The organism is Desulfovibrio biadhensis (genome assembly GCF_055388615.1).
Genome location: NZ_AP042477.1, coordinates 4,608,525 through 4,635,356 on the forward strand (window position 1 = coordinate 4,608,525; position 26,832 = coordinate 4,635,356).

General features: G+C 54.5%; 24 protein-coding genes. 5 read left to right on the top strand and 19 right to left on the bottom strand.

Features of this window, described 5'->3' with window-relative positions; genetic code table 11:
• Window positions 1-39 precede the first annotated feature (39 nt).
• Genes ACZ5EH_RS19980 through ACZ5EH_RS19990 form a run of 3 tightly spaced genes read right to left on the bottom strand, consistent with a single transcriptional unit; the run spans window position 40 to window position 2,809 of the window.
• The gene (locus ACZ5EH_RS19980; protein WP_464275627.1) at window positions 40-999 is read right to left on the bottom strand and encodes a thiamine pyrophosphate-dependent dehydrogenase E1 component subunit alpha; all 960 of its coding nucleotides are present in this window, start codon (window positions 997-999) and stop codon (window positions 40-42) included.
• Window positions 1,000-1,017: 18 nt separating this feature from the next.
• Window positions 1,018-1,458 carry a Lin0512 family protein gene (locus ACZ5EH_RS19985; protein ID WP_464275628.1) on the bottom strand — a complete coding sequence of 147 codons (441 nt, stop codon included), beginning with the start codon at window positions 1,456-1,458 and terminating at the stop codon, window positions 1,018-1,020.
• A gap of 10 nt (window positions 1,459-1,468) precedes the next feature.
• Window positions 1,469-2,809, bottom strand: coding sequence for a 2-oxo acid dehydrogenase subunit E2 (locus tag ACZ5EH_RS19990; protein ID WP_464275629.1), 1,341 nt, complete (start codon window positions 2,807-2,809; stop codon window positions 1,469-1,471).
• A gap of 325 nt (window positions 2,810-3,134) precedes the next feature.
• Here ACZ5EH_RS19990 and ACZ5EH_RS19995 point away from each other — a divergent pair, with 325 nt between their 5' ends.
• A complete protein-coding gene (locus ACZ5EH_RS19995) occupies window positions 3,135-5,201 on the top strand; it encodes a sigma-54-dependent Fis family transcriptional regulator (protein WP_464275630.1) in 2,067 nt (688 codons plus the stop codon).
• 407 nt (window positions 5,202-5,608) lie between these two features.
• Complete coding sequence (locus ACZ5EH_RS20000; protein ID WP_464275631.1) at window positions 5,609-6,313, top strand: EF-hand domain-containing protein; 705 nt, start codon at window positions 5,609-5,611, stop codon at window positions 6,311-6,313.
• A gap of 165 nt (window positions 6,314-6,478) precedes the next feature.
• Here ACZ5EH_RS20000 and ACZ5EH_RS20005 read toward each other — a convergent pair whose 3' ends face one another.
• The 4 genes from ACZ5EH_RS20005 to ACZ5EH_RS20020 all read right to left on the bottom strand — a co-directional run bounded on the left by ACZ5EH_RS20005 (window position 6,479) and on the right by ACZ5EH_RS20020 (window position 12,030).
• The gene (locus ACZ5EH_RS20005) at window positions 6,479-7,936 is read right to left on the bottom strand and encodes an IS1182 family transposase (RefSeq protein ID WP_464274022.1); all 1,458 of its coding nucleotides are present in this window, start codon (window positions 7,934-7,936) and stop codon (window positions 6,479-6,481) included.
• A 91-nt stretch (window positions 7,937-8,027) separates the two neighbouring features.
• Window positions 8,028-10,628 carry an ATP-dependent chaperone ClpB gene (gene clpB / locus ACZ5EH_RS20010; RefSeq protein ID WP_464275632.1) on the bottom strand — a complete coding sequence of 867 codons (2,601 nt, stop codon included), beginning with the start codon at window positions 10,626-10,628 and terminating at the stop codon, window positions 8,028-8,030.
• A gap of 37 nt (window positions 10,629-10,665) precedes the next feature.
• Window positions 10,666-10,992, bottom strand: a complete 327-nt coding sequence (locus ACZ5EH_RS20015) for a chaperone modulator CbpM (protein ID WP_464275633.1) — start codon at window positions 10,990-10,992, stop codon at window positions 10,666-10,668.
• Window positions 10,993-11,031: 39 nt separating this feature from the next.
• Complete coding sequence (locus tag ACZ5EH_RS20020) at window positions 11,032-12,030, bottom strand: DnaJ C-terminal domain-containing protein (protein ID WP_464275634.1); 999 nt, start codon at window positions 12,028-12,030, stop codon at window positions 11,032-11,034.
• Window positions 12,031-12,131: 101 nt separating this feature from the next.
• Here ACZ5EH_RS20020 and ACZ5EH_RS20025 point away from each other — a divergent pair, with 101 nt between their 5' ends.
• Window positions 12,132-13,271, top strand: a complete 1,140-nt coding sequence (locus ACZ5EH_RS20025; RefSeq protein ID WP_464275635.1) for a polysaccharide deacetylase family protein — start codon at window positions 12,132-12,134, stop codon at window positions 13,269-13,271.
• 90 nt (window positions 13,272-13,361) lie between these two features.
• On the opposite strand, the gene ACZ5EH_RS20030 is transcribed toward ACZ5EH_RS20025, so the two are convergent.
• Entirely contained in the window at window positions 13,362-14,258 is an 897-nt protein-coding gene (locus ACZ5EH_RS20030) for a VOC family protein (protein WP_464275636.1), read from the bottom strand.
• 40 nt (window positions 14,259-14,298) lie between these two features.
• The gene (locus ACZ5EH_RS20035; protein ID WP_464275637.1) at window positions 14,299-14,736 is read right to left on the bottom strand and encodes a Fur family transcriptional regulator; all 438 of its coding nucleotides are present in this window, start codon (window positions 14,734-14,736) and stop codon (window positions 14,299-14,301) included.
• 96 nt (window positions 14,737-14,832) lie between these two features.
• Here ACZ5EH_RS20035 and ACZ5EH_RS20040 point away from each other — a divergent pair, with 96 nt between their 5' ends.
• Entirely contained in the window at window positions 14,833-15,480 is a 648-nt protein-coding gene (locus tag ACZ5EH_RS20040; RefSeq protein WP_464275638.1) for a cyclase family protein, read from the top strand.
• 30 nt (window positions 15,481-15,510) lie between these two features.
• On the opposite strand, the gene ACZ5EH_RS20045 is transcribed toward ACZ5EH_RS20040, so the two are convergent.
• Window positions 15,511-16,632: an SPL family radical SAM protein gene (locus tag ACZ5EH_RS20045; protein WP_464275639.1), complete on the bottom strand. Its 1,122-nt coding sequence runs from the start codon at window positions 16,630-16,632 to the stop codon at window positions 15,511-15,513.
• Window positions 16,629-17,630 carry a ParB N-terminal domain-containing protein gene (locus ACZ5EH_RS20050; RefSeq protein WP_464275640.1) on the bottom strand — a complete coding sequence of 334 codons (1,002 nt, stop codon included), beginning with the start codon at window positions 17,628-17,630 and terminating at the stop codon, window positions 16,629-16,631. The genes ACZ5EH_RS20045 and ACZ5EH_RS20050 overlap by 4 nt, the downstream gene beginning before the upstream one ends.
• A gap of 214 nt (window positions 17,631-17,844) precedes the next feature.
• On the opposite strand from ACZ5EH_RS20050, the gene fusA reads away from it, so the two are divergent.
• On the top strand, window positions 17,845-19,905 hold the full coding sequence (fusA, locus tag ACZ5EH_RS20055; RefSeq protein ID WP_464275641.1) for an elongation factor G: 2,061 nt from the start codon (window positions 17,845-17,847) through the stop codon (window positions 19,903-19,905).
• Between the two features lie 113 nt (window positions 19,906-20,018).
• Here the strand turns inward: fusA and ACZ5EH_RS20060 are convergent, their stop codons facing one another.
• The 8 genes from ACZ5EH_RS20060 to ACZ5EH_RS20095 form a co-directional block, all read right to left on the bottom strand.
• Entirely contained in the window at window positions 20,019-21,317 is a 1,299-nt protein-coding gene (locus ACZ5EH_RS20060) for a phenylacetate--CoA ligase family protein (RefSeq protein WP_464275642.1), read from the bottom strand.
• Window positions 21,318-21,351: 34 nt separating this feature from the next.
• The gene (locus tag ACZ5EH_RS20065; protein ID WP_464275643.1) at window positions 21,352-22,083 is read right to left on the bottom strand and encodes an ABC transporter ATP-binding protein; all 732 of its coding nucleotides are present in this window, start codon (window positions 22,081-22,083) and stop codon (window positions 21,352-21,354) included.
• Window positions 22,080-22,886 carry an ABC transporter ATP-binding protein gene (locus ACZ5EH_RS20070; protein WP_464275644.1) on the bottom strand — a complete coding sequence of 269 codons (807 nt, stop codon included), beginning with the start codon at window positions 22,884-22,886 and terminating at the stop codon, window positions 22,080-22,082. The genes ACZ5EH_RS20065 and ACZ5EH_RS20070 overlap by 4 nt, the downstream gene beginning before the upstream one ends.
• Window positions 22,883-23,860 carry a branched-chain amino acid ABC transporter permease gene (locus ACZ5EH_RS20075; RefSeq protein WP_464275645.1) on the bottom strand — a complete coding sequence of 326 codons (978 nt, stop codon included), beginning with the start codon at window positions 23,858-23,860 and terminating at the stop codon, window positions 22,883-22,885. The genes ACZ5EH_RS20070 and ACZ5EH_RS20075 overlap by 4 nt, the downstream gene beginning before the upstream one ends.
• A 13-nt stretch (window positions 23,861-23,873) precedes the next feature.
• The gene (locus tag ACZ5EH_RS20080) at window positions 23,874-24,755 is read right to left on the bottom strand and encodes a branched-chain amino acid ABC transporter permease (protein ID WP_464275646.1); all 882 of its coding nucleotides are present in this window, start codon (window positions 24,753-24,755) and stop codon (window positions 23,874-23,876) included.
• 147 nt (window positions 24,756-24,902) lie between these two features.
• A complete protein-coding gene (locus ACZ5EH_RS20085; RefSeq protein WP_464275647.1) occupies window positions 24,903-25,370 on the bottom strand; it encodes an L-2-amino-thiazoline-4-carboxylic acid hydrolase in 468 nt (155 codons plus the stop codon).
• Between the two features lie 21 nt (window positions 25,371-25,391).
• Window positions 25,392-25,883 (bottom strand): hypothetical protein, encoded by a 492-nt coding sequence (locus ACZ5EH_RS20090; protein WP_464275648.1) that lies wholly within the window; start codon window positions 25,881-25,883, stop codon window positions 25,392-25,394.
• Window positions 25,880-26,764 (bottom strand): hypothetical protein, encoded by an 885-nt coding sequence (locus ACZ5EH_RS20095; RefSeq protein WP_464275649.1) that lies wholly within the window; start codon window positions 26,762-26,764, stop codon window positions 25,880-25,882. The genes ACZ5EH_RS20090 and ACZ5EH_RS20095 overlap by 4 nt, the downstream gene beginning before the upstream one ends.
• Window positions 26,765-26,832 lie beyond the last annotated feature (68 nt).

A 26,832-nucleotide genomic window follows, 5' to 3' on the forward strand; every position in this document is an offset into this window, starting at 1 on the left:
GGGTCTATAGTCCTTATCTAGGGTAAAACCGCGTAACTCTTAGGCGTAGACGTCTTCCAGCAGCACAGATGTATCCGGCAGAGGAGATTCCTTTGCAAATTCCACGGCCGCATCAATGTCCTTTTCAATCCGGGACTTGATCTTTTCCACTTCCTCAGCGCTGAGAGTGCCGCTTTCCAAGAGCTTCGTCTCGAAACGGGGAATGGGGTCCTTGGCCATCCACTCTTCAAGCTCTTCCGTGCAACGATAGGTGCACGCATCGCCTTCAAAGTGCCCCCGCCAACGATAGGTTTTACATTCGATCAAGGAAGGACCTTCTCCCTTGCGTGCGCGCTTTACGGCTTCTGTCACGGCTTCGTGCACTGCCAGCACGTCGTTGCCGTCCACCACAACGCCGGGCATGTCATAGGCTGCTGCGCGATCTGCAATGTCCACCACGGCCATGGATTTGCACTGCGGGCAAGAAATCCCATAACCGTTGTTCTCGTTCACAAACACCAGGGGCAGTTTCCAGGCGCTGGCCATATTCAACGACTCCTGCGTGGTGCCCTGGTTGGAGGCGCCGTCGCCGAAGAAGCACAGCGCGACGTTTTCCGACTTCTTGTATTTGGCTGACAAAGCCGCTCCAACAGCCAACGGGCCGCCACCGCCGACAATGCCATTGGCCCCGAGAATGCCCAGGTCCATATCGGCGATATGCATGGAACCGCCCTTGCCTTTGCAGTAACCTGTTTGTTTGCCGAAGATTTCACTCATCATCAGTTTCAGGTCACCGCCTTTTGCCAACAGATGCCCGTGCCCCCTGTGGGTGCTGGTGATCAGGTCCTGGTTGGTCAATGCAGCGCAGGCGCCGGTGGCGACTGCTTCCTCACCAAGGTACAGATGCACAAAGCCCGGAATCTCGCCGGCGGCGAAAAATTCCTGCAACTTTGTTTCGAACATCCTGATCTTGTTCATTGTCTCAAACATCTGAACCAATGCTTTTTTACTGAGAGCCATTGCCTTCTCTCCTCTTCGTTATACGGTCTTGAACATGCAGCCGCATGCCTGTTTTCCGTTTGTTCCCTTTTCGCTCTCCGTTTCCTCGGAGAGCGCATCCATCTCCACAGAAACGGTCAGCGCAGCACAGGCAACGACGATATCGCTGGTGCCTTCACCAAACCCTGGGACTTCGATACCTGCTGTTCGCATGCCTCCAGGAATCACGTTCAGGGTCTTTTCACCAATGGGAATGGTAGCGAGCACGGCCTCTTGATCGACGCCTCCCGGATCGGGCAGCGCCACATCCGCATGCACATACACGCCTTGAAAGTGGTCGCGCCCCAGTATTTCCAGAATGCCGCACAGACAGGTTCGCGAAACGGCATCGCGCACCGCGCGCACTGCGACCTTGGTCATATCCTCGCCATGCAGGTCAGCGGCGTAACCGAGCTCGATAGCAAAGCGTTTCCGTGCCATGCTCCGCCCCCTACATGATCATCAGGCCAGGGTTCTCCAGCATGTCTCCCAGCTCGCGCAGGAAGGTCATGGCAGGCGCCCCGTCAGTGGTCATATGGTTGAAGGTCAAGGAAAGCGTCATCATCTGGCGGATACAGATCTCGCCATCTTTCACAGCCGGCTTTTCCACCACGCGCCCCACACCGAGAATGCCGGTTTCCGGGGGATTCAGTATCGGGGTGAATCCGTCCATGCCCAACATGCTTACGTTGCTGATGGTGAAGGTGCCGCCGGATATTTCATCCATGCTCAATCCGCCCTTGCGCGCGCGGCCAGCTACATCACGCACCTGCCCTTTCAATTCTTCCAGGGTGCAGGTGTCGGCTTTCTTGACGTTGGGCACGATGAGTCCGTTGGGCAGCGCCACGGCAATGCCCAGATTGACATGAGGATGCATGTGGATGCCGTCATCCTGCAGGGTGGAATTCATGATCGGATGCCGCTTCAGCGCCCTGCAAACCGCATAGGCAATGATGTCATTGTATGAGAGGCGGTATTCCGGATCCCTTTTATTACGCGCGAGCAAAGTCTGTCGCAGGCGCACCATTTCAGTAACGTCCAGCTCCACAAAGCAGGAAAGCTGAGCCGCGCTGTTCAGGCTGGCCAGCATATTATCGGCCACCAGTTTGCGCACGCCTTCCATAGGCACGATTGTATCCTTGGGACCTTCCTCTTTGGGGGCAGCAGGGGCGGAAGCAGCAGGATTCATGGCCCGTAAAATATCCGCCTTGGTAATCTTGCCGCCCTCGCCGGTCCCTGTGACCTGGCTGAGATCAACACCCTTTTCACGGGCAAACTTGATGGCCTTGGGGCTGGCGTTGAAGCCGCTGGAATCTGCTGCGGCCTGCACATCTTTTCTGGTGATGCGTCCATCCGGGCCGGTGCCCTTCACAGAGGAAAGCGCCACTCCCAGTTCTTTGGCCAGTTTTCGCGCCGCCGGCATGGCCGGCACAAAGCCCTCGTCTGCAGCCGGAGCAGCTGCTGCAGCCTGCCCTGCTGGTGCAGCCGCAGCCGCCTCCGGTGTGTCTCCTTCTGCTGCTACTGTTCCTGCTGCAACCCGCTCCGGCGTCTCACCGGCAGCGGCAATGACAGCCAAAACGGCCTGCACCGGTGCTACCTCTCCAGCCGGCACAATGATCTGGAACAAAGTCCCACTTGCCGGCGCTTCAACAGCATTGGTTATTTTGTCAGTTTCCACTTCAAGAAGCGGTTCACCCTTCTCCACAGAATCACCCTCCGCTTTCAACCAGCGGGCGATCTTTCCTTCTTTCATGGTCAAGCCCCATTTGGGCATGATCACTTGTTGAGCCATGACCTGACCTCCTCAATAGATTACTGGTGTTGCCCAACAAGATTGCAACCGTGATGCCACACAGAAAAATTCTTAAAATTAAGCATATTAAACAATAAAACAGGTCAGGTCAGCGTGATCTTGTTCAGGAAACGAACAAACAACGGAGATATGAGCGAAGAGGAGTAAATTACTTTCAAGACATTGTTTTATTATATCAAAAGGCATTTTAACCCTTTTTCGCTGTTCCGAAATTGAACACTTGACTCACTTCGCCATTCCGAGAAAGATGCATCATCGGTATAAAAAAACTGACCTTGGCAATGTCGGGACCAGGAGGGAAACTATGTATTCGCTCTTTAGGAATGGTGAGAAGTTCGGAATTTGCCGGGGTGTACTGACAGATGCGAAAGCACTTGATACCGCATTGCCACAACCCCGCAGCCGTACAGAATCAAAAGTCGATTACGTCCAGTGGAAACGGTTCATGGAAACCGGAGAACTCCGTGACGTCCAGGTAGAAAATACAGTCAGTGACTCCTGGCAACGCTGCCGCGAAATGGAGGTGGACCATTCGCCACGCAGTTGTTGGGACTTCACCCCTTTGAAACAGATGGAGTCGTTCACCTCCACTCTGGAAAAAATTTGTGGCGATATCGAAACCACTGTCTATAAAGCCATCAAGGGCAAAAAACTCCTGCTGACAATCGCCAATGCCGACGCCAGGCTCGCCCGTACCAGTGGCGACCTCGACGTTTTGCGACAGGCCGACAAACTCAACTTTGGTCCGGGGGCGAACTGGTCGGAAAAAAGCGTAGGGACCAACGCCATCGGCACCGCCCTGGTGACTGGACACCCCTTGCAGGTGTTTGCAGAAGAGCACTATTGCCGCAGCCACCATAAATGGAGTTGCACCGCTGCCCCCATCTATGACCCGCACGGACACATCTGGGGATGCTTCGATATTTCCGGTGAACAGGACGCAGATCATTCCCTGAGTCTTGGCCTGGTGATCCAGGCAGCCAGAGCCCTTGAGCAACGCTTATGCCAGCTCTACTGCGCAGAGCTTGAAGGGCAAATGGCTTCGCTGTTTTCAACCATGTTCAATTCGGTGATGACGGGCATTGTCTCCATAGACAAAACAGGGCGCATCCGCAGTGCAAACAGCGCTGCAGAAGCATTGCTCGGAAGCAACGGCCACCCATTGAGGGGGCGCAATGCGCAAAAATTCTTTGACTTCGACGCGTTTCTCGCAAAAAGCAAACACGCTTCAATCCAGGACCCCATCGTATTGGTGTGCTTTACCAACCCGAACCTGTTCGTCCGGGCCATGCCGATTTTCGACCACAATGGCGTATGGAAAGATACCGTCGTCACAATATGCGAAGCCCAACGTACACGTTCTGTCGCCGCCATCGCTGCACGCAACAAAGGAATCTCTTGCTATAATGCCCCTGTGGCTGGATTTGAAAAAATCAAGCACGCAAGCCCCGTGATGCGCAATACCATCCAACAGGCTGCTAATGCTGCACGCACCCCTTCCACCGTGCTTTTGTATGGAGAATCCGGCACCGGCAAGGAACTGTTCGCAAAAGGCATTCACCAGGCCGGCCCCCGAGCAAAGGGCCCATTCATCGCAGTCAATTGTGGCGCTTTTTCGGAGGAACTGATCCAAAGCGAACTGTTCGGCTATTGCGAAGGCGCCTTTACCGGCGCCATGAAGCGGGGCAGGATCGGTAAATTCGAAAAAGCAAACAAGGGCGTGCTGTTCCTTGATGAAATATCTGAAATGCCCCTGGCGCAACAGGTGAACTTGAACCGAGTGCTTGAGGAACGCGCCATCGTACCTGTAGGAGGGCATGAACCACGCCCTGTCGATGTTAAAGTCATTGCAGCAACCAACAGAGACCTTCGAAGCCTTGTAGAGCAAGGAGTATTTCGTGAAGACCTCTTTTATCGCCTGAACGTGGTGGGCATCTCCATCCCCCCATTACGGGAGCGTGGAGACGATGCCTTGCTGCTTGCACGCCACCATCTGAAGCGCTTCTGCTCGGATTTCGCCATCGAGTGCAACGGCATTGCTCCGGATGCCGAAGCCATCCTTGCCGCCCACAACTGGCCGGGCAATGTCCGGGAACTGGTGAATTGCCTGGAATACGCGGTGAACAATCTGGATAGCGACGTATTACAGGTAGAACACCTGCCCCCTTACCTCGCGGATAAATACCGTGAAAAGCCCATTGTCAATGAAATACCCCATAATGGTGAATTTCAATTGAAAAAACGTGAAGCCGACACCATCCGCGCTGCCCTGGAATTCTATGACGGCAACATCAGCAAAACCGCAAAGGCCCTAGGCATCGGACGCAACACGCTGTACGCAAAAATGCAGAAATTCAACATCGACTTTTAACTTTCCTGAAGTTGTAAGCGCCCCTTGTACATTTGTATCAAGGGGCGTTTTTTGTGTTTGGCCACCTCCCGGAAAAATTTAACTGCCCTGCCCCCTTTCTTTCCTGCACCACCTGGCCTTCTTAACATTTCTTTACACAAGTAATGTGGAACAACTCCAGCCACAAACAGCAATCTACATCATTTTTTCAATATAATAGACAGATACGGCAATCAGCACCTTTTTTTTCAGCTCCTAAGAACAGTTGGTCTCGATCTTGCGAAACTACGTGGGGGTCTAGCGTTGAAAGGCATTATTTTCCGCATCGCTGGATGCGCCAACTGTTTTTCCCAGAGAGGTGGAACATGTCGGTATCAGGAATAAGTAGTGGGATGTCATCGGGCACCACACAGGAGATGCTCGAGAAAATGCGCGCTATGCGCGAACAGGGCAACACAGCAGGGCTGGCAAGCATGTTTGTGGAGCAGGACGACGCCGATGGCGACGGATTGCTCAGCCTCGATGAGGCCATGCTGGATGAAGATCATTTCAACGAGGCAGACGCTGACGGTGACGGCTTTCTCTCAGAGGAGGAACTGGCCGCCGACATGCAGACAAAGATGGAGGAAATGCGCAACATGATGAGTGGCATCATGATGGGCATGCAGGGGATGGCGCCTCCTGACGCCACAGAAATGGCCAGCGCCATCCTTGGTAATCAAGATACCGACGGCGACGGCCAGATCAGTCTTGATGAATTCTGGATGGATGACGAGGAGCAATTTTCGCTCATTGACGCCGACGGTGATGGATTCCTCACCGAGGACGAAATAGCCGCGGATATGGAAGCCAAGGCAGCCGAACGAGAAGCCATGCTCGGCAGCTCTGGTATTGGTATGGAAGGTATGGGGCAGACCACACCGCCCTCAGGCGGCCTGGCCGAATCTTCCAGCGATTCGGAAGACTCCAGCGACTACGACCAGTATGACCTCAATGAAGACGGAACCGTTACCATGGACGAGCTTTTTCAGGCATTCCAGACCGGCGACCTGTCCTTGTCAGATCTCTTTGGCGATAACGAGGGCACAAGCTCGAGCGTATGGCGTCTGGCTTCCAAGGCATACGAATTATAAGGAAGAATGAGCGATGTACGAGCCTGAGCGGCGTCTGTGAACCCACATCATTCACGGCGTCGATTTTCATGGCGCGTAAAAAAAGGGGCGCTCGCCAGCGCCCCAGCTCATTGACAAACCCCGCTTTTTGCAAAGTGGGGTTTGTTTTTATGAACCGATTTCTTTTCAGGCCGCTGCCAGCTGGGATGTTGGCTCGATCGGCCCCAATCGAACGAGACAGAGAGACTGAGGAAGAAAGTACAGGCATTTGGGCTGCAAATATTTGTATGACAGCCCCAAAGGGGCCAGCAGCAAGGCCATTTTCTTCATGTTTTGACATGTGGCGGAAAGCAGGCTTTGAACCTGGACCTTAGCCAGGCCGCAGAACCGAGCATAGCGATGCCCGTGCAGTTGTTTGGCGTCGGCAAAGCTGCGCTCTACGGTCTCTTTCCGGCGAGCATAGATTCTTTTTCCGAATTCCGTGAGCCGGTGCGCATCCACCGTATCCACGTATTCCCGCCACACATGGCGTGTCACTGTTTTCTTGCAATTCCGGTTTGTTGTGCACTCTTTCAGTAACGGACAGCGGCGGCAAACCTTTGGTAACGAGTCATAGAGACGATATCCTTCGCGGTTGGTGGTGGAGTAGTGAAGCTCCTGGCCTTCGGGGCAAAGATAGCAGTCCTTGTCCGGCAGGTATTCAAAGGCGCGTTTGGGGAGCATCCCTTTGCGACGAGTGGGACGACGATAGCCAATGACACCATAAATATGCTTTTCTTCCAGCGTCTTGCAAATGTGTGAGGTGAAATATCCTGCATCGAGGCCGACGTGCTTCACAGCAAAGCCGAAGCGGTTGATTTGTCGGTCCAGCCGATCGAGATAGGGCATGCTGTCATGCACCGAGGCCGGAGTTACGTAACTGTCGGTGATAATGTTGTGTCGGCTGTCCACAGTGCGATGATCCAAGTAAAAGAAGCCCTTAGGCTTGCCCTCGCGTACCATGTACCCGCTGTCCGGATCGGTTGTGCTCTGCTTGATCCGCTTGGACCCCGCTTCGCGGTTGTCCTGCTTCAGCGGTTTCTTTCCATGCCTGCGCCTGTCTTCCTCCACGGCGTCTTCAAGTTCGCCCAAGTATGACTTCGTGCTTTGGGCAACGAGCTTTTCCGTAAATTTATGCTTGTTGGCGTTGGCTTTCAGGTGGGTGGAATCGGTGTAAAGCGTGTGTCCGCCGACAAGCCTCTTTTTCATGGCCTGGAACACTATACCGTCAAAAATGTCCTGGGCAACGCTGGTGTCGTTAAATCTGCGCCGCCGGTTTTGGCTGATGGTGCTGGCATCGGGCACTTTGTCCTGCAATCCCAGGCCAAGGAACCAGCGATAGGCAACATTGACCTGGATTTCCTTGACAAGCTGACGCTCGCTGCGGATGCCAAACAGATAACCGATGAATAGCATTTTGAAGAGCACCACCGGTTCAATGGCCGGACGGCCATTGCCCTCGCAATACAAATCCTTGGTGAGCTCATGAATAAAGGAGAAATCAATAACCTTGGCAATTTTGCGAAGCAGATGATTCATGGGGACAAGTTCGTTGATCGAAACAAACTCCATTTTCACCTGCTGATTTTTGGGCGGCTTTAGCATGAAGATAGTATAAGAAAACCCTCGCCAATTGGCGAGGGTTTGTCAGCATTCTGGGGCGCTCGCCAGCGCCCCTTTTATTGTATGTGCATTTTTACTGTATAAAAGCCAGTTCGTCGTCCTGTACATCCATGGTGATGTCCTGCCCGTCTGCCAGGGTTCCCTTGATCAGCTCCTTGGCAAGGGGCGTTTCCACATGGTGTTGCAGATAACGCAGGATTGGCCGTGCTCCATAAACGGGATCATAAGCGGCATTGGCTATGAATTCCTTGGCCTTTTCCGTCAAGGTTACTCCTATCTTGCGCTCAGACAGGCGTTCACGCAGGCCACTGAGCTGCAGCTCGATGATCCTTTTGATCTGGTCGAGCAGCAGCGGCTTGAACAGGACAACTTCATCCACCCTGTTCAGGAATTCAGGCCGGAAATGCCCCCGCAATTCACCCATGACTTCATTACGAACGCCTTCACGAAACTCGCCCGAAGGAGTGATTCCTTCAAGCATACGATGCGACCCGATGTTTGAAGTCATGATAATGATCGTGTTCTTGAAGTCCACAGTACGTCCATGGCTGTCAGTCAGCCTGCCGTCGTCCAATATCTGCAACAAGGCGTTGAATACGTCGGGATGCGCTTTTTCAATCTCATCAAAAAGCACGACACTGTATGGTTTGCGGCGCACAGCCTCGGTCAACTGCCCACCTTCGTCATAGCCCACGTATCCCGGAGGCGCTCCAATGAGCCGCGCAACGGTATGCTTTTCCATGTATTCACTCATGTCCAGGCGCACCATGTTGTCCTCGGTATCAAAAAGAGCCTTTGCCAAGGTTTTGCAAAGCTCTGTCTTACCTACCCCCGTGGGGCCCAGGAAGATGAACGAGCCTATGGGGCGCGCCGGATTCTTCAACCCGGCCCGCGCGCGCAAAACGGCGTCGGCAACCGCATGGACAGCCTGCTCCTGGCCGATGACGCGCTCGTGCAGAACCTCTGGCAAACGCAGCAACTTTTCCCGTTCACCTTCCAGCAATCTGGAAACCGGGATGCCCGTCCACCGGGAAATGATTTCCGCCACGTCGTCCGGAGTAACTTCCTCACGCAGCAGGCGCTTGGTATCCTGCTCACCACCAGTGCCCTTGGCTTCGGCAAGCTGCTTTTCCAAATTGTGCAGTCTGGAATAGCGCAACTCCGCAGCCCTGTTCAGATCGTAAGCACGCTCGGCTTCTTCAATCTCGTGGCGTGTGTGCTCTATCTCTTCCTTCAGAGTACGCACAGCATCGATGGAGCCTTTTTCCTTTTCCCACTGCGCAGTCAAGGCGGCCTGCTCGGACTTCAGATCGGCCAGCTCTTTTTCCAGCTTTTCCAGCCGATCCCGGGAGGATGCGTCTGTCTCGCGCTTCAAAGCCTCCCGTTCAATTTCAAGCTGCATGATCTTACGGTTGATTTCATCCAGCTCAGTAGGCAAGGAATCGATTTCCGTGCGGATCATGGCTCCGGCTTCGTCGATGAGGTCGATGGCCTTATCCGGAAGCTGCCTGTCCGTGATGTAGCGGTGCGAAAGCACAGCCGCTTCCACTATGGCCGCATCTGCTATGCGAACACCATGGTGCACCTCAAAACGCTCACGCAGGCCACGCAAGATGGAGATGGTATCCTCCACATTGGGTTCTTCCACCAACACTGTCTGAAAACGGCGCTCGAGAGCAGGGTCCTTCTCGATGTGCTTGCGATACTCATCCAGGGTAGTGGCGCCAATGCAGTGCAACTCACCCCGTGCGAGCATGGGCTTCAGCAGGTTGCCTGCGTCCATGGCACCTTCGGCCTTACCTGCGCCCACAATGGTATGCAGCTCGTCAATAAACATCAGGATGCGCCCTTCTGACTGCTGCACCTCCTTGAGCACCGCCTTGAGCCGTTCCTCAAACTCACCCCTGTATTTGGCGCCGGCAATGAGCGCTCCCATATCCAGGGCGAAGATGACCTTGTCTTTCAGTCCTTCCGGAACGTCACCCTTGACAATACGATGTGCCAACCCCTCGACAATGGCGGTCTTACCCACACCGGCTTCGCCTATGAGCACCGGGTTGTTCTTGGTGCGCCGCGAAAGAATACGTATACAGCGCCTGATCTCGGAGTCGCGCCCTATAACGGGGTCCAGCTTTCCATCGCGCGCGGCCTGCACCAGGTCGCGGCCATACTTTGCCAGGGCTTCGTAGGTTTCCTCAGGATTCTGAGAAGTCACGCGCTGTCGACCACGCACATCGGTGAGTACAGCCAAAATCTTGTCCGGCGTAATCTTGAATTCAGCGTTGATCTTCCCCACGGGGGTGCTACGCGGCTCTTCCAAAAGCGCCAGAAAGAGATGCTCCACACTGACGTACTCGTCCTGCATGCGCTTGGTCTGATCCAGCGCTTTGACCATGGCCTGGTTCAAACGCTGTGTGACGACTATCTGATCAGGACGCGATCCAGGACCGCTGACGCTTGGCAATTTTTCCAGCTCTTTGGTAAGCGCATTGGCGTATGCGTCAGGGTCGAACCCTGCGCGCTCCAAAAGCCTTGGCACCAGGCCGCCTTCCTGGACAACCAGGGCGAGCAGCAGGTGTTCACAATCCACCTGCTGGTGCCCGTAGCGTACGGCCGTGGTCTGAGCCAGGCTGACCGCCTCTTGGGACTTCTGTGTGAATTTGTTCAGGTCCATATATATCACCTCATGTTTATCAAGTTTGACAGCAGGCTCACCTGTTCAATGCTTCCAGTTCGCGAACCTTGGCCTGCAGTGCATCAATTCGCAGCAGTAAATCCACGATGATGCTTGCGCCCACGCTCGTAATCTCGAAATCCTGGCACAGGCGTTCGAGCTTGCGGACGCGGTAGATATCCTCGACGCGGAAAAGATACGTTTCGGCGCCCTGGGGAGCAGGCATCTCGGGCTCCAGCCACCCCATCTCTATGAGCTCTCCAAGTCTGCTCGGGTGGCAACCGGTTACCTCTTGAAACTCGACCCAGGAAATCCGTTGCGAACGTACGGGTACATTCATGGCATTTTCATGTTTCACGGGCATTTCGATTTCCTTTGGCTCCAAGTTGCTGCGCAGCGGCAATCAATTCCGCGGTGAAAAACGAGATTCCTTTGCCAATTGTTCCCACAGGGCCTTTTCTTCATCAGTTATTTCGCGCGGTGTCTTGATGACCAGGCGCACGAGTTGATCACCCTTGTTTGCCCCTTGCCCCAGACCGCGTCCACGCAACCTGAGCTTTTGACCGCTGTCGCTCCCCGCCGGGATGTTCAGATCGACATCGCCATCCAGGGTGGGCACGCGAACTTTCGCTCCCAAGACAGCTTCCCAGGGCGCCAGCGGCAAATCGTAAACAATATTTACCCCGTCCATGGAAAAACTGCTGTGCGGCACAATGCGCACCTTCAGGTATAAATCTCCACTGGGGCCGCCTCCCGCACCGGGGTTGCCCTGGCCTGCAAGACGAATACGGGCGCCATTCTTGACCCCGGCTGGAATATTCACATTCAGAGTCTTGAGCTGGGGCCTCATGCCCGGCCCTTGTTCTTGCAGGCTCAATGTCTTTTGTCCGCCGCGGTAGGCTTCTTCCAGGGAAAGCTCCAGGGTGCTTTCCGCATCTCTTCCCTTACGGGGGCGCCGTGCATAGCCTTGCCCGGCGCCAAAAAGATCTTCGGCGCCGTATCCGCCCATGCCAGGGCCGCCACCGCTACGAAAGCCTCCCATACCGCCACCAAAAATAGTTTCGAAGAAATCGCTGAAGCCGCTGGCATCAAACCCCTGGGCGCCTCCGCCACCACCACCAAAGTGGAAACGGACATTTTCATATCCTGGAGGTGGATCGAAGTTCTGACCGTGCTGCCAATTTGGTCCCAGTTGATCATAGAGCTTGCGCTTTTCAGGGTCCTTGAGTACCTCGTAGGCCTCGTTCACCTCTTTGAACTTGTTCTCCGCGTTCTTGTCGTCGGGGTTCAAGTCAGGGTGATACTTACGGGCAAGCTTCTTGTAAGCTTTCGAGATTTCTTCTTTGGGGGCGCTTTTGGAGACTCCCAGAATTTGATAGTAATCCTTGTATTCGACGCTCATTCTCGATTATTCTCCTCTTGTGTCGTGTCAGGGATGCTCCGTAGTTATTGAGATAGTGCAGAAAAATTGAGTGTCAAGCATCTGACAGATATCTGGCAATCGTGACTAAAAGCTTACCAGTCCTTCTCTACCATTACATCAGCAAAGCGCCCAGCTCCATTGCAGTGACGCCTGAGCGCTTTGAAGAGCACTGTCGCGCCATGGCCAAGGCCGGGTATCATGGCGTATCACTGGAAGAAGCCGCGTCTTTTCTGCTGAACGGCGCCAAGCTGCCACGCAAAAGCGTGCTTATCACCTTCGATGACGGCTACCTCGACAACTACATCTACGCCAAGCCCATCCTCAGTCAATACGGGCACCACGCAACCGTATTTGCAGTGGCGGACAGACTCGAACCAAAAGGCCTCCGCCCTACATCAAAAGAAAATACGGCTGAACGCGATGGAATACTGGAAAGCATCGATTCCCCATATTTTACCGACGAAGTGGGCAACGCCGTCAGAAAAGACCGCTTCATGAGCTGGGATGAAGCCAGAGTCGCCGAAGCTTCAGGCGTACTGGACGTTGCTGCGCATTCCTTGAGCCATGCGCCCGTCTGGGGAGCTCCTCCTGTGGAGAAATGGCAGGATAAACCTGAAGAGATGGAGATTTACCAACCCGCCCCCCGCCATAGGACATTCGACAGGCCGGAACAGGCCATGCCTTACGGATTGCCCATACTTCCGGAGCTGGCAGGACTGCCCAACCGTGGCTTCATTCTTTCAAACGAACTGATTTCGCTGGTGGAATCCCTGGTGCCGCAAGAATTGCAAAAGGCCACGGACTTCTTTTTGGACAAGGAAAAGACACAGGCGCTTAAAAAAGCGGTATTGGATCTTCCCGCAGAACAGTGGGGGCAGATGGAGACCGAGGACGCCTACAGAAGAAGGGTCCGCCACGACCTGACCCAGTGCCGCGTCATCCTGGAGCGGGAACTGGCCTACGCCATGTGCCGCCCGCTTACGCGTTGCAGCCTTGCCTGGCCATGGGGAAAATACAGCCCCGAAGCATTGGAAATCGCACGAGATATAGGTTTTCAGGTCTTTTTCTGCACCTCTTTCGGCGCCAACCTTCCAGGAAAAAACCCACGCCATGTGCATAGGTTCAAGGCCAGAGACAAAAGCGCCTCCTGGCTGCTCTCACGGCTCAAAATATACTCGAACCCCACCATGGCCAGATTCTACGCTGCCATGCGCATATAGTGGAAAAAACATCAACTTCACTTCACGGGGGGCAAGCCTAATTGGTAGAAATCTCAGCTACAGCACACGTTAAAAATCACGCTATCCGCATCACCTCGGGACCTGCTGGATGCCAATCACGCCACCTTGCGGGTCAGCAATCAGCGCAGTTTGCCCGATACGCTCGCCTTTTTCCGTCTCGACCAGCACCTTTCCCCCGGCCTGCGTTACACGCGCACAGGTAGCGGCAACGTCTTGTACATAGACATAGGGAATCCACTCTTCATTTGTGTTGTTCCAGGGAATTTCTGTAATCGTGGCTTTGAGTTTGCCGCCCTTGCGCAGAAAAGCTATGTCCCGGCCCCCTTCTGCCGGCACCAGGGAACTGTCATAACCAAAAAGGGATGCGTAAAATTCCATGGTGCCCACAACGTCGGTTGTCCAGAGTTCGCTGCCTGCCCAGGCACTGGGCGTTTCTGCAGGGGGCAGGGTAAGGTAGGGCGAAGGCATGGTGACGGCAAAAGCTGCGTTGGAGGGATCGCGCACCAGGGCAAATATCCCACGCCCTCTGACGGTGCGGGTGGCGCCAGGCGAAAGACCGCCGAATTTTTTTACACGCTGCAACGTCCGCTCCACATCCGGTACGGCTATAAAACAAAGCCAGCGAGTTCTGCCTTCTCCCGACTGCACCGTTATGGCATTGCCGACATAGCGATCATTCATGGTGATGACCATGACTCCACGGCTGCCATCGGATGCAAAGCCAAAATCCCAGCCAAAAACCTTCTTATAAAAACGAGCAGAGGCTTCCGGCTTGGTGGTGAACAAATCAGAAAAAATGAAATCCCCTGCCATGACATGGCGGGGCGAGTGCTTTTCGCTGGATTTGGAAGTACTGGATGAAGAGGCCAGACCCGTCGCCACCGTACAAAAAACCGCAGCGCTCAGAAAAAGCGGAATACAAAGATAGCGCAGCCGCGTTACCAATGCCGGACTGGAAAAAGTCATGGGTTGCCTCGCATATTTAGCGCAAAAAGCTCAGGGAGTACTATTTGCCGGTTTTGCGGCACCCTTCGCACAAGCCATAAAGGTACATGCGGTGACTTGTAAGCTTGAAACCATGCTTGGCGGCCAGCTCTTCTTGCAAAGATTCAATGACAGGATCGACCACCTCAATATTTTTGCCACACTTTTCGCAAATAAGGTGGTCATGGTGTTTTTGCCCCAGTCTGTTCTCGTAACGGGTAAGCCCATCGCCAAAATGCATTTCCTTGGCAATGCCCGCTTCGCACAACAGCTTCAGGGTACGATACACCGTGGCTTGTCCGATGGAGCGATCCCGTTTCTTCACAGCCTGATACAGCTCTTCAGGTGCAGGGTGCCCCTCGGTTTCCGTAAAAACATCGAGAATCAATTCCCGTTGCGGGGTGAGCTTTAGGCCATTGCTCCTCAAATGGCTGCTGAAAACTTCGTGAGAATTGCTCATGCAGGCTCCGGAAAAAGTGTTGTATGCGCTGTCTTTAAGTAGCAAAATTCCTTCTGCGCAACAAGCTTTATATCAATAAACCCCGCGAGGAAAGCTATGCTGCACCCCAAAAATCGTGTCCTGGATGTGAGCTTGGAAATGGAACATGACGCCGCACCAGTTCCGGGCGATCCCCTTTTTACACGCACCCTTGCCTTGGATATTCCCACCCATGGCTGCGAGGTGGCGGCCCTATCCATGTCCGCGCACCATGGCACACACATGGATTTTCCGGCTCACTTCATTCCAGAGGGGCGCCGACAGAAAGATTACCCGCCGGAGAGCTTTATTCTTCCCGCCCTGGTCCTGGAAACGGCCGAGGAACACCCGCGCATCCTCACCAGAAAAGATATCGAGCACTGCGACATTGCAAAAGGTGAGGCCCTGTTGCTGCACACTGCCAACTCACGTCTGCGCCTCAATGCCAGCGGCAGCATCCCGCCGTCATTTACCTCGCTCAGCCAGGAGGCAGCTGCGTGGCTAGCGCAAAAAGGCACCCCCCTCGTCGGTATAGACGCCTGTTCCATAGAACCCCTCGACAGCAAGGACTACCCTGTTCACAAAACGCTCCTTGGCAAAGGGGTGCTCATTCTGGAAGGATTGGACTTGTCCAACGTAGCTGCGGGGCGTTACACATTACTCTGCGCTCCACTTTCCATAGCAAACGGCGAAGCCAGTCCAGTGCGGGCACTCCTTGTTGTCTGACCGCCCCAAAAAGTGGGCTATAGCATAGCATCAAACGCCGAAGGCTCTTGCCATGAGGTAGGACGCAAGGCCGCCCAACTGGCGTGGAGTGCGCCCCAGCACTTCGCGCCAGACTTCGTCAGACTCCATGCAGAAATACAGTGCGTCGTCAAATCCCGCACGCTGCAGCAGTCCCGCAATTGTACGGAATTGCTCCACGCGCAAAGGACGCAACAACCGCATCTTGCCATCCAGACCAGGGGCAAATTCATCATACACATAACGAGCCTGAGGGTGATTCTGCTCCATCACGGCCTTGAGCTGCGGCATGAACCGAAAACTGCCCATACTGATGTAAGCCACCTCATGGGGGCGCAAGTAATCTGCAATCATGGCCACCGTTGCCGGATACCCGTCCGTGCAGTTTTCCCACCCCGGGTAGCGGATGATGGGATCGAAATGGAGGCAGACCCTGAACCCCGCATCAGCGCATTCTCTGGCGGCCTGCAGACGTTCCTCCAAAGAAGCCGCCACCCCTTCCTGCTCGGCGACAATACGGGGAGCATTCATTGACCAGGCCGGCAATACGGCCTCAGTCCGGCGCGCGGCAGGCATCCATGAAAGGTCCACAACCTTGCTTTTCAGCTCCAGCACCGCGTTGGGGTAATCAGCCAGAAAAGCCACCAGGGCAGCACTGCACCCCGTCAGGGGCTCCAGCACCAGGGAATCGGTAAACTCGCCCGTTCCAAGCCGCAGACGTTGCCCAGGTGCGGAAAGAACTGTTTCCAGTTCAGAAAACAAATCCCTGCGATTGGCCCAAACCTTGAGCACCCTGTCCTGAAAATAGGCCTGTAAAATGCAATAGCTGCACCCTACAGGGCAATTCTCGCCAATGTGCGCAATCTTGTACCCGCAGCAACGATAATGCCTGGTGCCGGGACAACCACGCAAAAATCGCCCCTTGTATTCTTTCAGCCAAAGAGCGTGCTCCCCTACTCCAACCTCCGGGGGGCGCTCGCCACGTGGCAATTCATGCCAAACTGCTTCGGGTAAGCGCGCTTTGATACGCTCCATGAGCCCTGGACACGTTTCCGCATCGAGCCCGGACTCCACAAAAACATTGCCAATCCCCTGCAGGTGTGGGGGCAAAAAGGGATTTTTGTGTTCACTCATTGCCCCCCCCTTTGCTCCTTGCTCCCCACTTGGGAGGCTTTTTGCCATGCAGAGGAATCCGCCATGTCCTTGAGTTTGTCGGCTGCCTTGCGCGCAGCTTCCGGAGAGGGCAACCGTGCGCTCACATGAAGCGCTCCGGTCTCAAAATTCTGTTCGGGCGCAAGCTTCCAGGCAGATCCAGCTGCCAATGTCCTGGCAGCCTCGCCAAATTCCCGCTCCAGGGCAGTACGCACAGGGTTGCGTACTTCTCGCAGGGCATCCAGCACTCTGGCCATGGCGTCCTTGGGAGAAAGGGAAGCATCCTCCAGCGCGTGAATACCAGCTCGCTGCAGGGTATCCGCCGCGCTCTCACCTTCCCTGCGCGAAGTCTCCCAAATCAATCCCAGCAGTTGCCGGGCGCCACCTGTGCTCCAGGCATGCCGCTGAAAAAGAACTTCCAGAGTCTGGCGTTCCGCACTGTCGAATCGGCTGATCTGCTCCACACCGCTCAAGGGCATGCGCTCTTCGACAAGATGCCTGTTCCAGGAGGCGTCTTCAGGAAAAATGGATGCCCATTGCACCACCCTGCGCCATGTCTTGGATTTTTGGCTCAATCCAAAGGCCTGTGGCAGAACCTGCTCCAATGTCTTGGCTTCCACCCGGCTCTGGAAAAAACGAACAGCTGCAAGCAACAGCGAGACGGGCACACCTTCTCCAAGCGTGTAAGCCTTATTGCAAGCCAGACGCAGCAAAGCCAGCTCGTGCTGCGGGAGATCGTCCACTTCCCGTGCAATTATCTGCCTGTTCATTGCAGAGAGCGCCTGCACTCTTTGTATTCCGTGCACGAGAAGCCACTTGTTTTCTTTTTTTGTAACAAGCACGGGTTCAAGCTGCCCATACTTTTCCAAAGAATGTTTCAATACCTGATTGTTCCCCTCGGTTGCAGAAAAAACAAGCCAGGGGGCATTGCAATCTATTTCCAAAGAAGCGAGAAGAAGCAGTGTGGATGCCGTTTTCATTATCATTTTTCCTATTAAAGGAGGTGTGGTCAGACCATCACTATAAATGTCCAGTATAGTTTACACTTGACATTCATCTTGCCCTATCCATATGTCGTAACGGTTCCTTCATGGAACTGTCACAAGAGAATATGGAGAAAGGAGCGCTCGAAGCCATTACCTTGCCAAGGCAAGAAAGTATACCGACCACAGACAGCTGAAAAGGGAGAGGCACATGGCCAACGCGTTGGAAGACCAGAGAACGTACGCACTCGTCGGAACGGGCGGATGCGGCAAGACGTCTGTTGCGGAAATGTTGCTCTTTACCGCCGGCGTGATTAACAGGCTGGGCAAGGTTGAGGAAGGCGCCACCCAGCTGGACTACGAACCTGAAGAAATCAAGCGCCGGGGCAGTATTCAGCCCGCCTTTGCGCAATTCAACTGGGAAAAGAGTCCTCACTTCCTGATCGACACCCCTGGCGACAACAACTTCAGCGGGGATATGGAATTCCTGCTGCGAGGCGTTGACGGGGTAGTCTTTGTCATCGACGCCGTTGACGGCGTCCGCCCCCTGACGAAAAAACTGTGGACCGCAGCCGAAAAGGCTAGCCTTGCCCGGCTCGTGTTCATCAACAAGATGGACCGTGACCGTGCAGACTTCAACATGGCCTTCGAAGGCTTGAGCACCATGCTTGGGGCCAAGCCTGTTCTGCTGCACATGCCCATCGGACAACAAGCCGATTTCAAGGGTGTTGTGGACGTACTGGAGAACAAGGCCTACTTCTTCGAAGCCGACGGTAAGATTACCGAAGGCGACGTACCTGCTGACATGCAGGATGAAGTGGACGCCCTGCGTGAGACATCCGTGGAAAACATTGCGGAAAGTGACGAAGACCTCATGGAGAAATACCTTGAGGAAGGGGAGCTTTCCAACGAAGACATCTGGGCCGGCCTGCGGCAGGGTGTTGTCAGCGGTCAGGTTGCTCCTGTGTGCGTTGGTGCAGCCCTCGAAAACAAGGGCGGTTCCCTGCTTCTGAAGAGCATTCAGTCACTGATGCCCTCGCCCCTGGAACACGCGCCATGGCAGGGCGTTGAAGGCAATGAGCTGCCCTCCTCACCCGATGGACCGCCTGTCGCATTCGTCATCAAGACACTGGCGGACCCGTTTGCCGGGCAGGTTACGATCATGCGGGTGCTTTCCGGAAGCTTTGCTCCTGATTCCACATACTTCAACCCAGCCAAAGACGAAAACGAGCGCGTCGGGCAGCTGCTGTACCTGAGCGGTAAGACCCAGGTGCAATGCAAAGGGCCACAAGGGCCGGGCGCGATTGTTGCCGCAGCCAAGCTGAAAAACACCAAAACGGGTGATACGCTTTGCCCGGAAAAAAATGTTTTTCAGCTCGAAAAACCCGTGCTGCCGCCGCCACTCATTACCTACGCACTGACCCCCAAGGAAAAGGGCGAGGAAGACAAGGTCTACCAGGCGGTTCACAGGCTCCTGGACGAAGACATCACGCTGCAGCTCGGACGTGATGAGGAAAGCGCCGACATCCTGCTTTCAGGTATGGGGCAATTGCACATCGAAACATCTGTAGAACGCGCCAAGCGTCGCTACAAAACCGACATAGTCCTCAAACCGCCCAAGGTTCCCTATCGCGAAACCATCAAAGGTAATGCCGAAGTCCAGGGACGCCACAAAAAGCAATCGGGCGGCCGTGGTCAGTTCGGTGATTGCTGGATTAAAATGGAGCCCCAACCCCGCGGTGCAGGCTACGAATTCGTGGACGCCATTGTAGGCGGCGTTATCCCACGTCAGTTTATCCCTGCGGTGGACAAGGGCATTCAGGAAGCTGCTGCCCGCGGCTACCTGGCCGGCAACCCTGTTGTCGACTTCAAGGTCACCCTGTACGACGGCTCCTACCATTCGGTGGACTCTTCTGAAATGGCCTTCAAGGTCGCTGGCTCACTGGCTTTCAAAAAGGCCATGGAGCTGTGCAAACCCATTCTGCTGGAACCCATTGTCCTGCTGACCGTTTCCATCCCTGACGAACACATGGGCGACGTCATTGGCGACCTTTCCAGCCGTCGCGGTAAGGTTCTGGGATCCGACTCCACGGGAGGCGTTACGGAAATCAAGGCGCACGTCCCCATGAACGAAGTGCTGCGGTATGCTCCGGACCTCCGCTCGATGACTGGCGGTCAGGGCACTTTCATCATGGAGTTCGACCACTATGAGGAAGCCCCCCCGCCGGTAGCCGACAAGGTTATCGAGGCAAGTAAAAAAGACGCCGAGTAGAATACTCCGGCTGAAAGAAGCATAATGGAAAAAGGGGGCGCCTTGGCCAAGGCGCCCCCTTTTTTGATCGCATTATTAAAACGCTAGATTCTACGCAGGCATCATTGTCCGACCTACAGCTCGCGCTTATCGATAACGCGCATTGCTTTTCCTTCGCTTCGTTCCAGACTTTTCCGCTCCACAAGTTTGACCCCGACATGCACTCCCAGGTTGGAGGACAAGCGGCGCTCAAGCTGGTCAATAAGTTCGCGGTTCTTTTTCATCTGGTCAAAGTGCAGGGCTTCGGTGGCTTCGACAAGCACAGTCGCCTTATCCAGATTCTGCTCGCGTTCGACAACAATCTGGTAGTGCGGTTCAGCGCCCTCTACTTGCAATAGCACCTCTTCCACCTGGGAAGGAAAGACATTGACCCCCTTGATGGTGATCATGTCATCTGAACGCCCTAAAACGCGGCTGATGCGGTGGAAGGTTCTGCCACAAGGGCATGGGTCCACGATGCGTCTGGCAAGATCGCCCGTCCGCAGCCTGACAACGGGAAAAGCCTCTTTGGTAAGGGACGTGATGACCAGTTCCCCGACCTCACCGTCAGGCACGGGTTCCAGAGATTCCGGATTGATTATTTCGAAAAAGAAGTGGTCTTCATTGACGTGCAACCCACCCTGCTCCAGACATTCACCGGCAATACCAGGCCCCATGACTTCGCTGATTCCGTAGTTGTCCGTAGCCACAACACCAAGGCGTTCCTGAATTTCCTGACGCATGCCCTCGCTCCAGGCTTCAGCGCCAAAAAGTCCCCAGCGGAGGGTAAAATCATTCATGGTCAAGCCCATCTCATCAATGGTGTCTGCCAGGTGCAAGGCATAGCTGGGTGTACAGGCAAGGGCGGTGGCGCGGTAATCCTTCATGATCTGAATCTGTCTGCGTGCGTTGCCGCTGGAGCTCGGGATAACGGAAACACCCAGGCGTTCTGCTCCATAATGCAGGCCAAATCCACCGGTAAACAATCCGTAGGCAAAGGCTATCTGCAGCACATCGTCACGTGTGAGCCCGCCGGCGCACAGGATACGCGCCGCAAGGTCCGCCCACCGTTTCACATCGTTTTTGGTATACCCTACAACAGTGGGCTTACCCGTGGTGCCCGAAGAAGACTGCAACCGCACAACTTCCCGCAGGGGGACTGCGAACAAACCATAGGGGTAATTGTCGCGGATGTCCTGCTTGGATGTGAAAGGCAACTTACGGATGTCTCCGATATCCAGAAACCCGTCAGGATCGATATCCAGCTCTTCGAACTTTTCACGATAAAAAGGCACGTTGCGGGCAACGCGATTCAGAGTGGATTGCAATCGTTCGAGTTGCAGCTGGGCAAGTTCGTCGCGCCCTATGCATTCGTATTCCTGATCCCAGTACATGGCGACTCCTCACTCGTGGGCTGAGATTCTCTGCTCAGGCAGTCGCGTCGGGCTCACGGCCAAGATAGGCGCGCTGCACGTCGCGGTTGGCCAGAAGCTCTTCTGCCGGCCCCTGGAGTATGATACGCCCCGTTTCCAATACGTAGCCCCTGTCGGCAATTTGGAGGGCGCTTTTCGCGTTCTGCTCTACCAGCAGCACTGTAAGACCAAAATTTTCACGCAGGGCTTTCACATGGCGAAAAATCTCTTTGGTGATTGTCGGCGCCAGCCCCATGGAAGGTTCATCCAGCAAAAGCAGCTTTGGACGGGCCATCAGAGCTCTGGCCATGGCCAACATCTGTTGCTCGCCACCGGAAAGTGTACCGGCCATTTGCTTACGCCGCTCACGCAGCACAGGAAACATGGAGTACATTTCTTCCAGGTCGCGTGCCGTGTCGTTTTTTGCCTTGCGCCCTCTGGTGTAGGCGCCCAGGGCCAGGTTGTCTTCCACGCTCATGGGGCCGAAAACAAGACGCCCTTCAGGAACGTGCGAGACCCCCAGACGCACAATACGGTCGGGGCTCATGCGTGTGATATCCTTGTCCAAACAAACCAGCGTTCCATGTGAAGGACGATTGATGCCCGAAATGGTCGTCAAAAGCGTTGTTTTGCCAGCGCCATTGCCGCCAATAAGAGCAACGATTTCACCCTTTTTCACATGCAGGGACACACGCTTGATGGCGTGAATCTTCCCGTAAAAAACATCCACGTTCTTGACGGTGATCATTGGCGCATCCCCCCGGCCGCCAATTCCTCTTCGTCATCATCGCCCAGGTAGGCGGCTATGACCTCGGGATTGCGCTGCACCTCACCCGGAGCTCCTTTCGCAAGAAGTTGCCCAAACTGCAGCACCGTGACGCTGTCACTGATGCCCATGACCAGATCCATGTCGTGTTCCACAAGCGCGATGGTAATGCCGAGTTCGTCGCGTATGCGCCGGATAAGCTTTGCCAGCGTACGGGTCTCCTTCATATTCAGACCAGCAGCGGGCTCATCGAGCAAGAGAAGCTCAGGCTCGGCGGCAAGAGCCCTGGCAAGCTCCAGGGAGCGCTGGTTGCCAAAGGCCAAATCGCCGGCGGGTACGTCCTCGAATCCTTCAAGCCCCGCAAACGCCAGTTTTTCTCGTGCGGCCTCGCGGCAGGCGCGTTCTTCCCTGCGATAACGGGGCGTCTTGAAAAGTGCGTCCACCAAGTTATAGCGAACCTGCCGGTGGCGCCCCGTCATGACATTTTCCAGCACACTCATATTGGAGAAAATCTCAAGGTTTTGAAAAGTGCGGACAATGCCGGCCTTACCTCTGCTGTGGCTGGGTAAGGCGGTGATATCCTGCCCCTGCAGCACAATACGCCCCTCCGCCAAGGGGCCCAACCCGCTGATGGCATTGATCAGGGTGGTTTTTCCAGCACCGTTGGGACCGATAATCGCGCTTATTTCACCCGCGGGCGCAGAAAAATCAACGCCATTGAGCGCGTAAACGCCGCCAAATCGGACGACCAGTTTTTCACAGGAAAGCAGCGGGCTCACACTCATCCCTGACCTCCTGCATCCGAGGCCAGAGACCGGCGGCGCAGCAGCCGCCATCCCTTTTCCAGCGCCCCTGCCAGGCCATTCGGCATGAACATCATGCTCAAAACCAGAATGGAGCCAAAGATGAGCACTTCGAATTTTTCAAATACATGCAGAAACTGCGGGAGAATGGTCAGGAAAAAAGCTCCGGCCACAGCACCCCAGATGGAAGACATGCCCCCCAAAACGACCATTGTCACAAGCACAACGGAGAACATGAAGCTGAAGGAACTGGGTGCGACAAAGCTCAAATAATGTGCGTACAACACACCGGCCAAGCCCGCGAATAGCGCAGAAATTACAAATACCATCAGCTTGTAGCGGGCGATGTCGATACCGCATGTCTGCGCAGCCTTTTCACTTGTGTGCAGCGCCCGCAAAGCCCTGCCAGTGCGGGAGCGGATCAAATGCAGACTTGCAAGCACTACCAGCGACAACACCACAACGGAAAAATAATAATACGAGATATCCGAGGCAAAGGTGTAGCCAAAAAGCTCAAGTCGCGGAATCCCCACAAAACCGGACGGCCCACCAGTAAGCTCTACACTTTCGTTCAGGACAATAAAGACAATGACCCCGAAACCAAGGGTCGCCATGCCCAAATAATGGCCGGAGAGCTTAAGTGTGGGGATACCAATGAGGAAAGCCACCACGCAAACCAGGGCAAGAGCAATGAGCCCGCCCGCCCAGATGGGCAACATGAACGTGGAGGTGGCAATGGCGCTGGTGTAGGCAGCCAGGCCGTAAAAGGCGGCGTGCCCCAGCGATATTTGCCCTGCATACCCCATAAGCAGGTTAAGCCCCACCGCAATGATGGCGTGAAATACGGACAGCAAGAGCACGCTGACGTAATAATCATTGGTCAGCATGTGCGGCAGAGCCAGAAGCAACAACAGGAATCCAGCAACCTGGGCGCTCGCGCTTTTATGCCAAAGCATGGGGCGCTCCCCTTTATACGCGTTCGGCGCTTGCCCGGCCGAAGAGTCCAGAAGGTTTCACAAAGAGTAGCAAAAGCAAAATGATAAAAGCGAACGCATCTTTGTAGGCAGAGGAAATAAACCCAGCACCAAAGGATTCCATAACACCAATGATCAGCCCCCCTGCTGCAGCGCCAAAGGGGTTGCCCAGGCCTCCAAGAATACAGGCGGCAAAGCCTTTGAGCCCAAGCAAAATGCCCCTGTCATAGGAGGTCAGGGTGATCGGCGCCAGAATTGCACCGCCTATGGCGCCAACGAGAGCAGATATCATGAAGGAATACAGCACCATACGCGGCACCCCTACCCCTACCAGATACGCGGCCTTGGGGTTATAGGAACAGGCAAGCATGGCCTTGCCGAAAAGCGTACTGCTGAAGACGAGCTTCAAGGCCAGTAAAAGCAGCAATGTAATGCCCAGAATCCAAAGATTTTGAGGCATTATAGCAGCGCCAAGGAACATTATTGGCTGATCGCCTGAAAATGGAGGGAGTGCAAAGGTATCCTTGCCCCATACCAGCATGGCGATGCCGCGAATGACAATGGACAAACCAATGGTGATGATAATCAACTGGATAACGCCAGCTTTACGCACAGGGCGGATTGTAAACCGCTCGATAGCCCCCCCGACGACCGTGGTCAATATCATTGCCAACAGAATCGCCACAGGCAATGGCAGCCCTACAACGGAACAAAAATAGACGCTGGCCATACCTCCCAGCATCACAAATTCCCCCTGGGCGAAATTGATGATGCCGGTGGTATTGAAAATAATGGTAAAGCCCAGGCCTGTTAGGCCGTAGGTGGCGCCGACCGTCAGGCCGGAGACAAGGTATTGCAGCAGGCTTGCAAGAGTCATCAGTGGCTTTCTTGTATGGATTGGGCGACGTGCACCCTGTCGAACATTGGTTCTGGCAACAACCGAAACGTCGCTGTGTCATGGCTTCTAACGCCCTGAATTGTCAAGGCCAGAGTGCAGCAAACACATCTGACCGCAAAAAAGCTGCTATGCAACCTCCCACTGAAAAAGAAAGTCGCAGCTTGTAGCGCCTTCGCCAATGGTATGTTGTCGTATAAATTTCAACGACTTGCTATATCCCCTGGCAAAAGGAGCGTCCCGACTACAGGAAAGAATTGGAAGAAGCGCCTGGGGAACCCCCATCTCTCGGTACAGCTCTACGTATTTGCAGCGGTTTACGGAAAAGGAAAGCCTGTCCGCCTCCTTTTCCACGTTTACGATTTCCAGGTTGCCAGTGCCGTTCCAAAGGTCCACTACGGAAGAAAAATGTTCCAGCGATGGGCTGGCGGGAGCTTTTGCAGCAAAATCCTGCCCCGCCTTATAGGCAATGCCGCTGACAGTTCTTGCGATGGCGTCAAGGGCGTATGCTTCATCTTTGCTGCGCGCCAGTTCATTGTAGAAAGCCCAAAGGGTTTCCGCTTCAATGCGACGTCGATCAATGAGTGAAATGGGCATATTTTACCGGTTTTGTTTAGATTATTGCTCTGCAACTTCGCGGTATGCCAAACCGGCGAGGGGTGTCTTGCCTTCGAGAAAGGCATTCACCTTGTCCCGCTCTTGCGCGTCCACACTCAGAGGTGAAACGGCCAGCTCCCCTTCCTGCCGGGCAAAAAGCAACAGGGCGCGGTCGACAAATCCACCGTGGAGAAAACAACATTCAATCCTGACGCGCTTCACGATCTGCCCCTGATCCCAAAGCAAATGCAGCGGCAGAGATGGTGCTCCAGTTTCAGGATGCACCACAAGGTTCCCCGTGCGCACAAGACTTTCGCGGACCTTATGCGGGAACATGCCGGCGTGTCTGGCAAGAAATTCCACAACACCAGGGAAGAGACCCAGGCAGTAGTGCGGATCCACCTTGAAAATCAGAGACCGACCAGGCACGTTAAACACGTCGCCACGGGCCATATACTCCTCTGCCAGAGCGCGCTGGAGACGCTCGATTCGCTCGGCATGGTCTTCGATCATCTTTTTTTTCTTCCTGCCTGGCTACGATTCCCAGGGCGTTTCTTGTTCTGCCCTTTTGGATGTGGCAAGAGATCACGAAAAATCCCTTTGCGCCGCTTCTTGTGTTTTTCCAGATAACGCAGAAATCGCTGCGAATATTCCATGTCAGGATTCAAATCCAGGGATTTACGCAAATACAGGGAGCAATTGTGCATATCCCCCTTTTCCCAATAAACGCGAGCTATATTGTGATGCAGGTTTTCATCCCCGGGGCTGAGCTGCAATGCCCTGAAATAATTTTTCAATGCCAAGTCTAACAATTCATTTTTTCGTAAAGAAATGCCGAACTCATTGAACATGTGTTTATGCTCAGGAGCAAATTCCCCTTTGATGTCGGCCAGATCAGAAAAAATTTTTTCTGCGCGGTCCTTGTTTCCCCGACGTAAATGGGAGACGCCCAGACCAAATGCAGTCCGGGCTTCGCGTTCAGCCCGCGCCATAGCCTCCATACGCCGCTTGTGCGCCTGTTCGCGAATCTCGCGCTCGACGTCGAGCTCAACCTCTTCTTTCGCGGGCTCTTCTTCGCTTACCGCCTCATCCAGAAGAACCTTTCCTGCCAGGTCCTCCTCCTCGTCATCGATGAGATAAAAGGGCTTTTTCCCAGAATCTGCAGCATCCGGAGCAGCTTCCTGTGCTGGTTTTTCCTGCGCTGGTTTTTCCTGCGCTTCTGGCTCCGGAGCCGGGGTGTCTTGCGCACGCCAGATGGGACGTGGCTCTCCCTCTTGCCCCATTTCAATGACAAACTCAGGCGCTGGTTGGTAACTGGCTTCAAATTCCTGCAAGGAAATGGTCTGTTTTTGACCGGTAGGAACGAGATTTTTGTTTATAGGCTGGAGAATCATATGCTGGTCATCATACTTCCAGACCAGCCAAAGACGTTTCTGCGGTGGCCGGCCCCCCATTGTTGAGG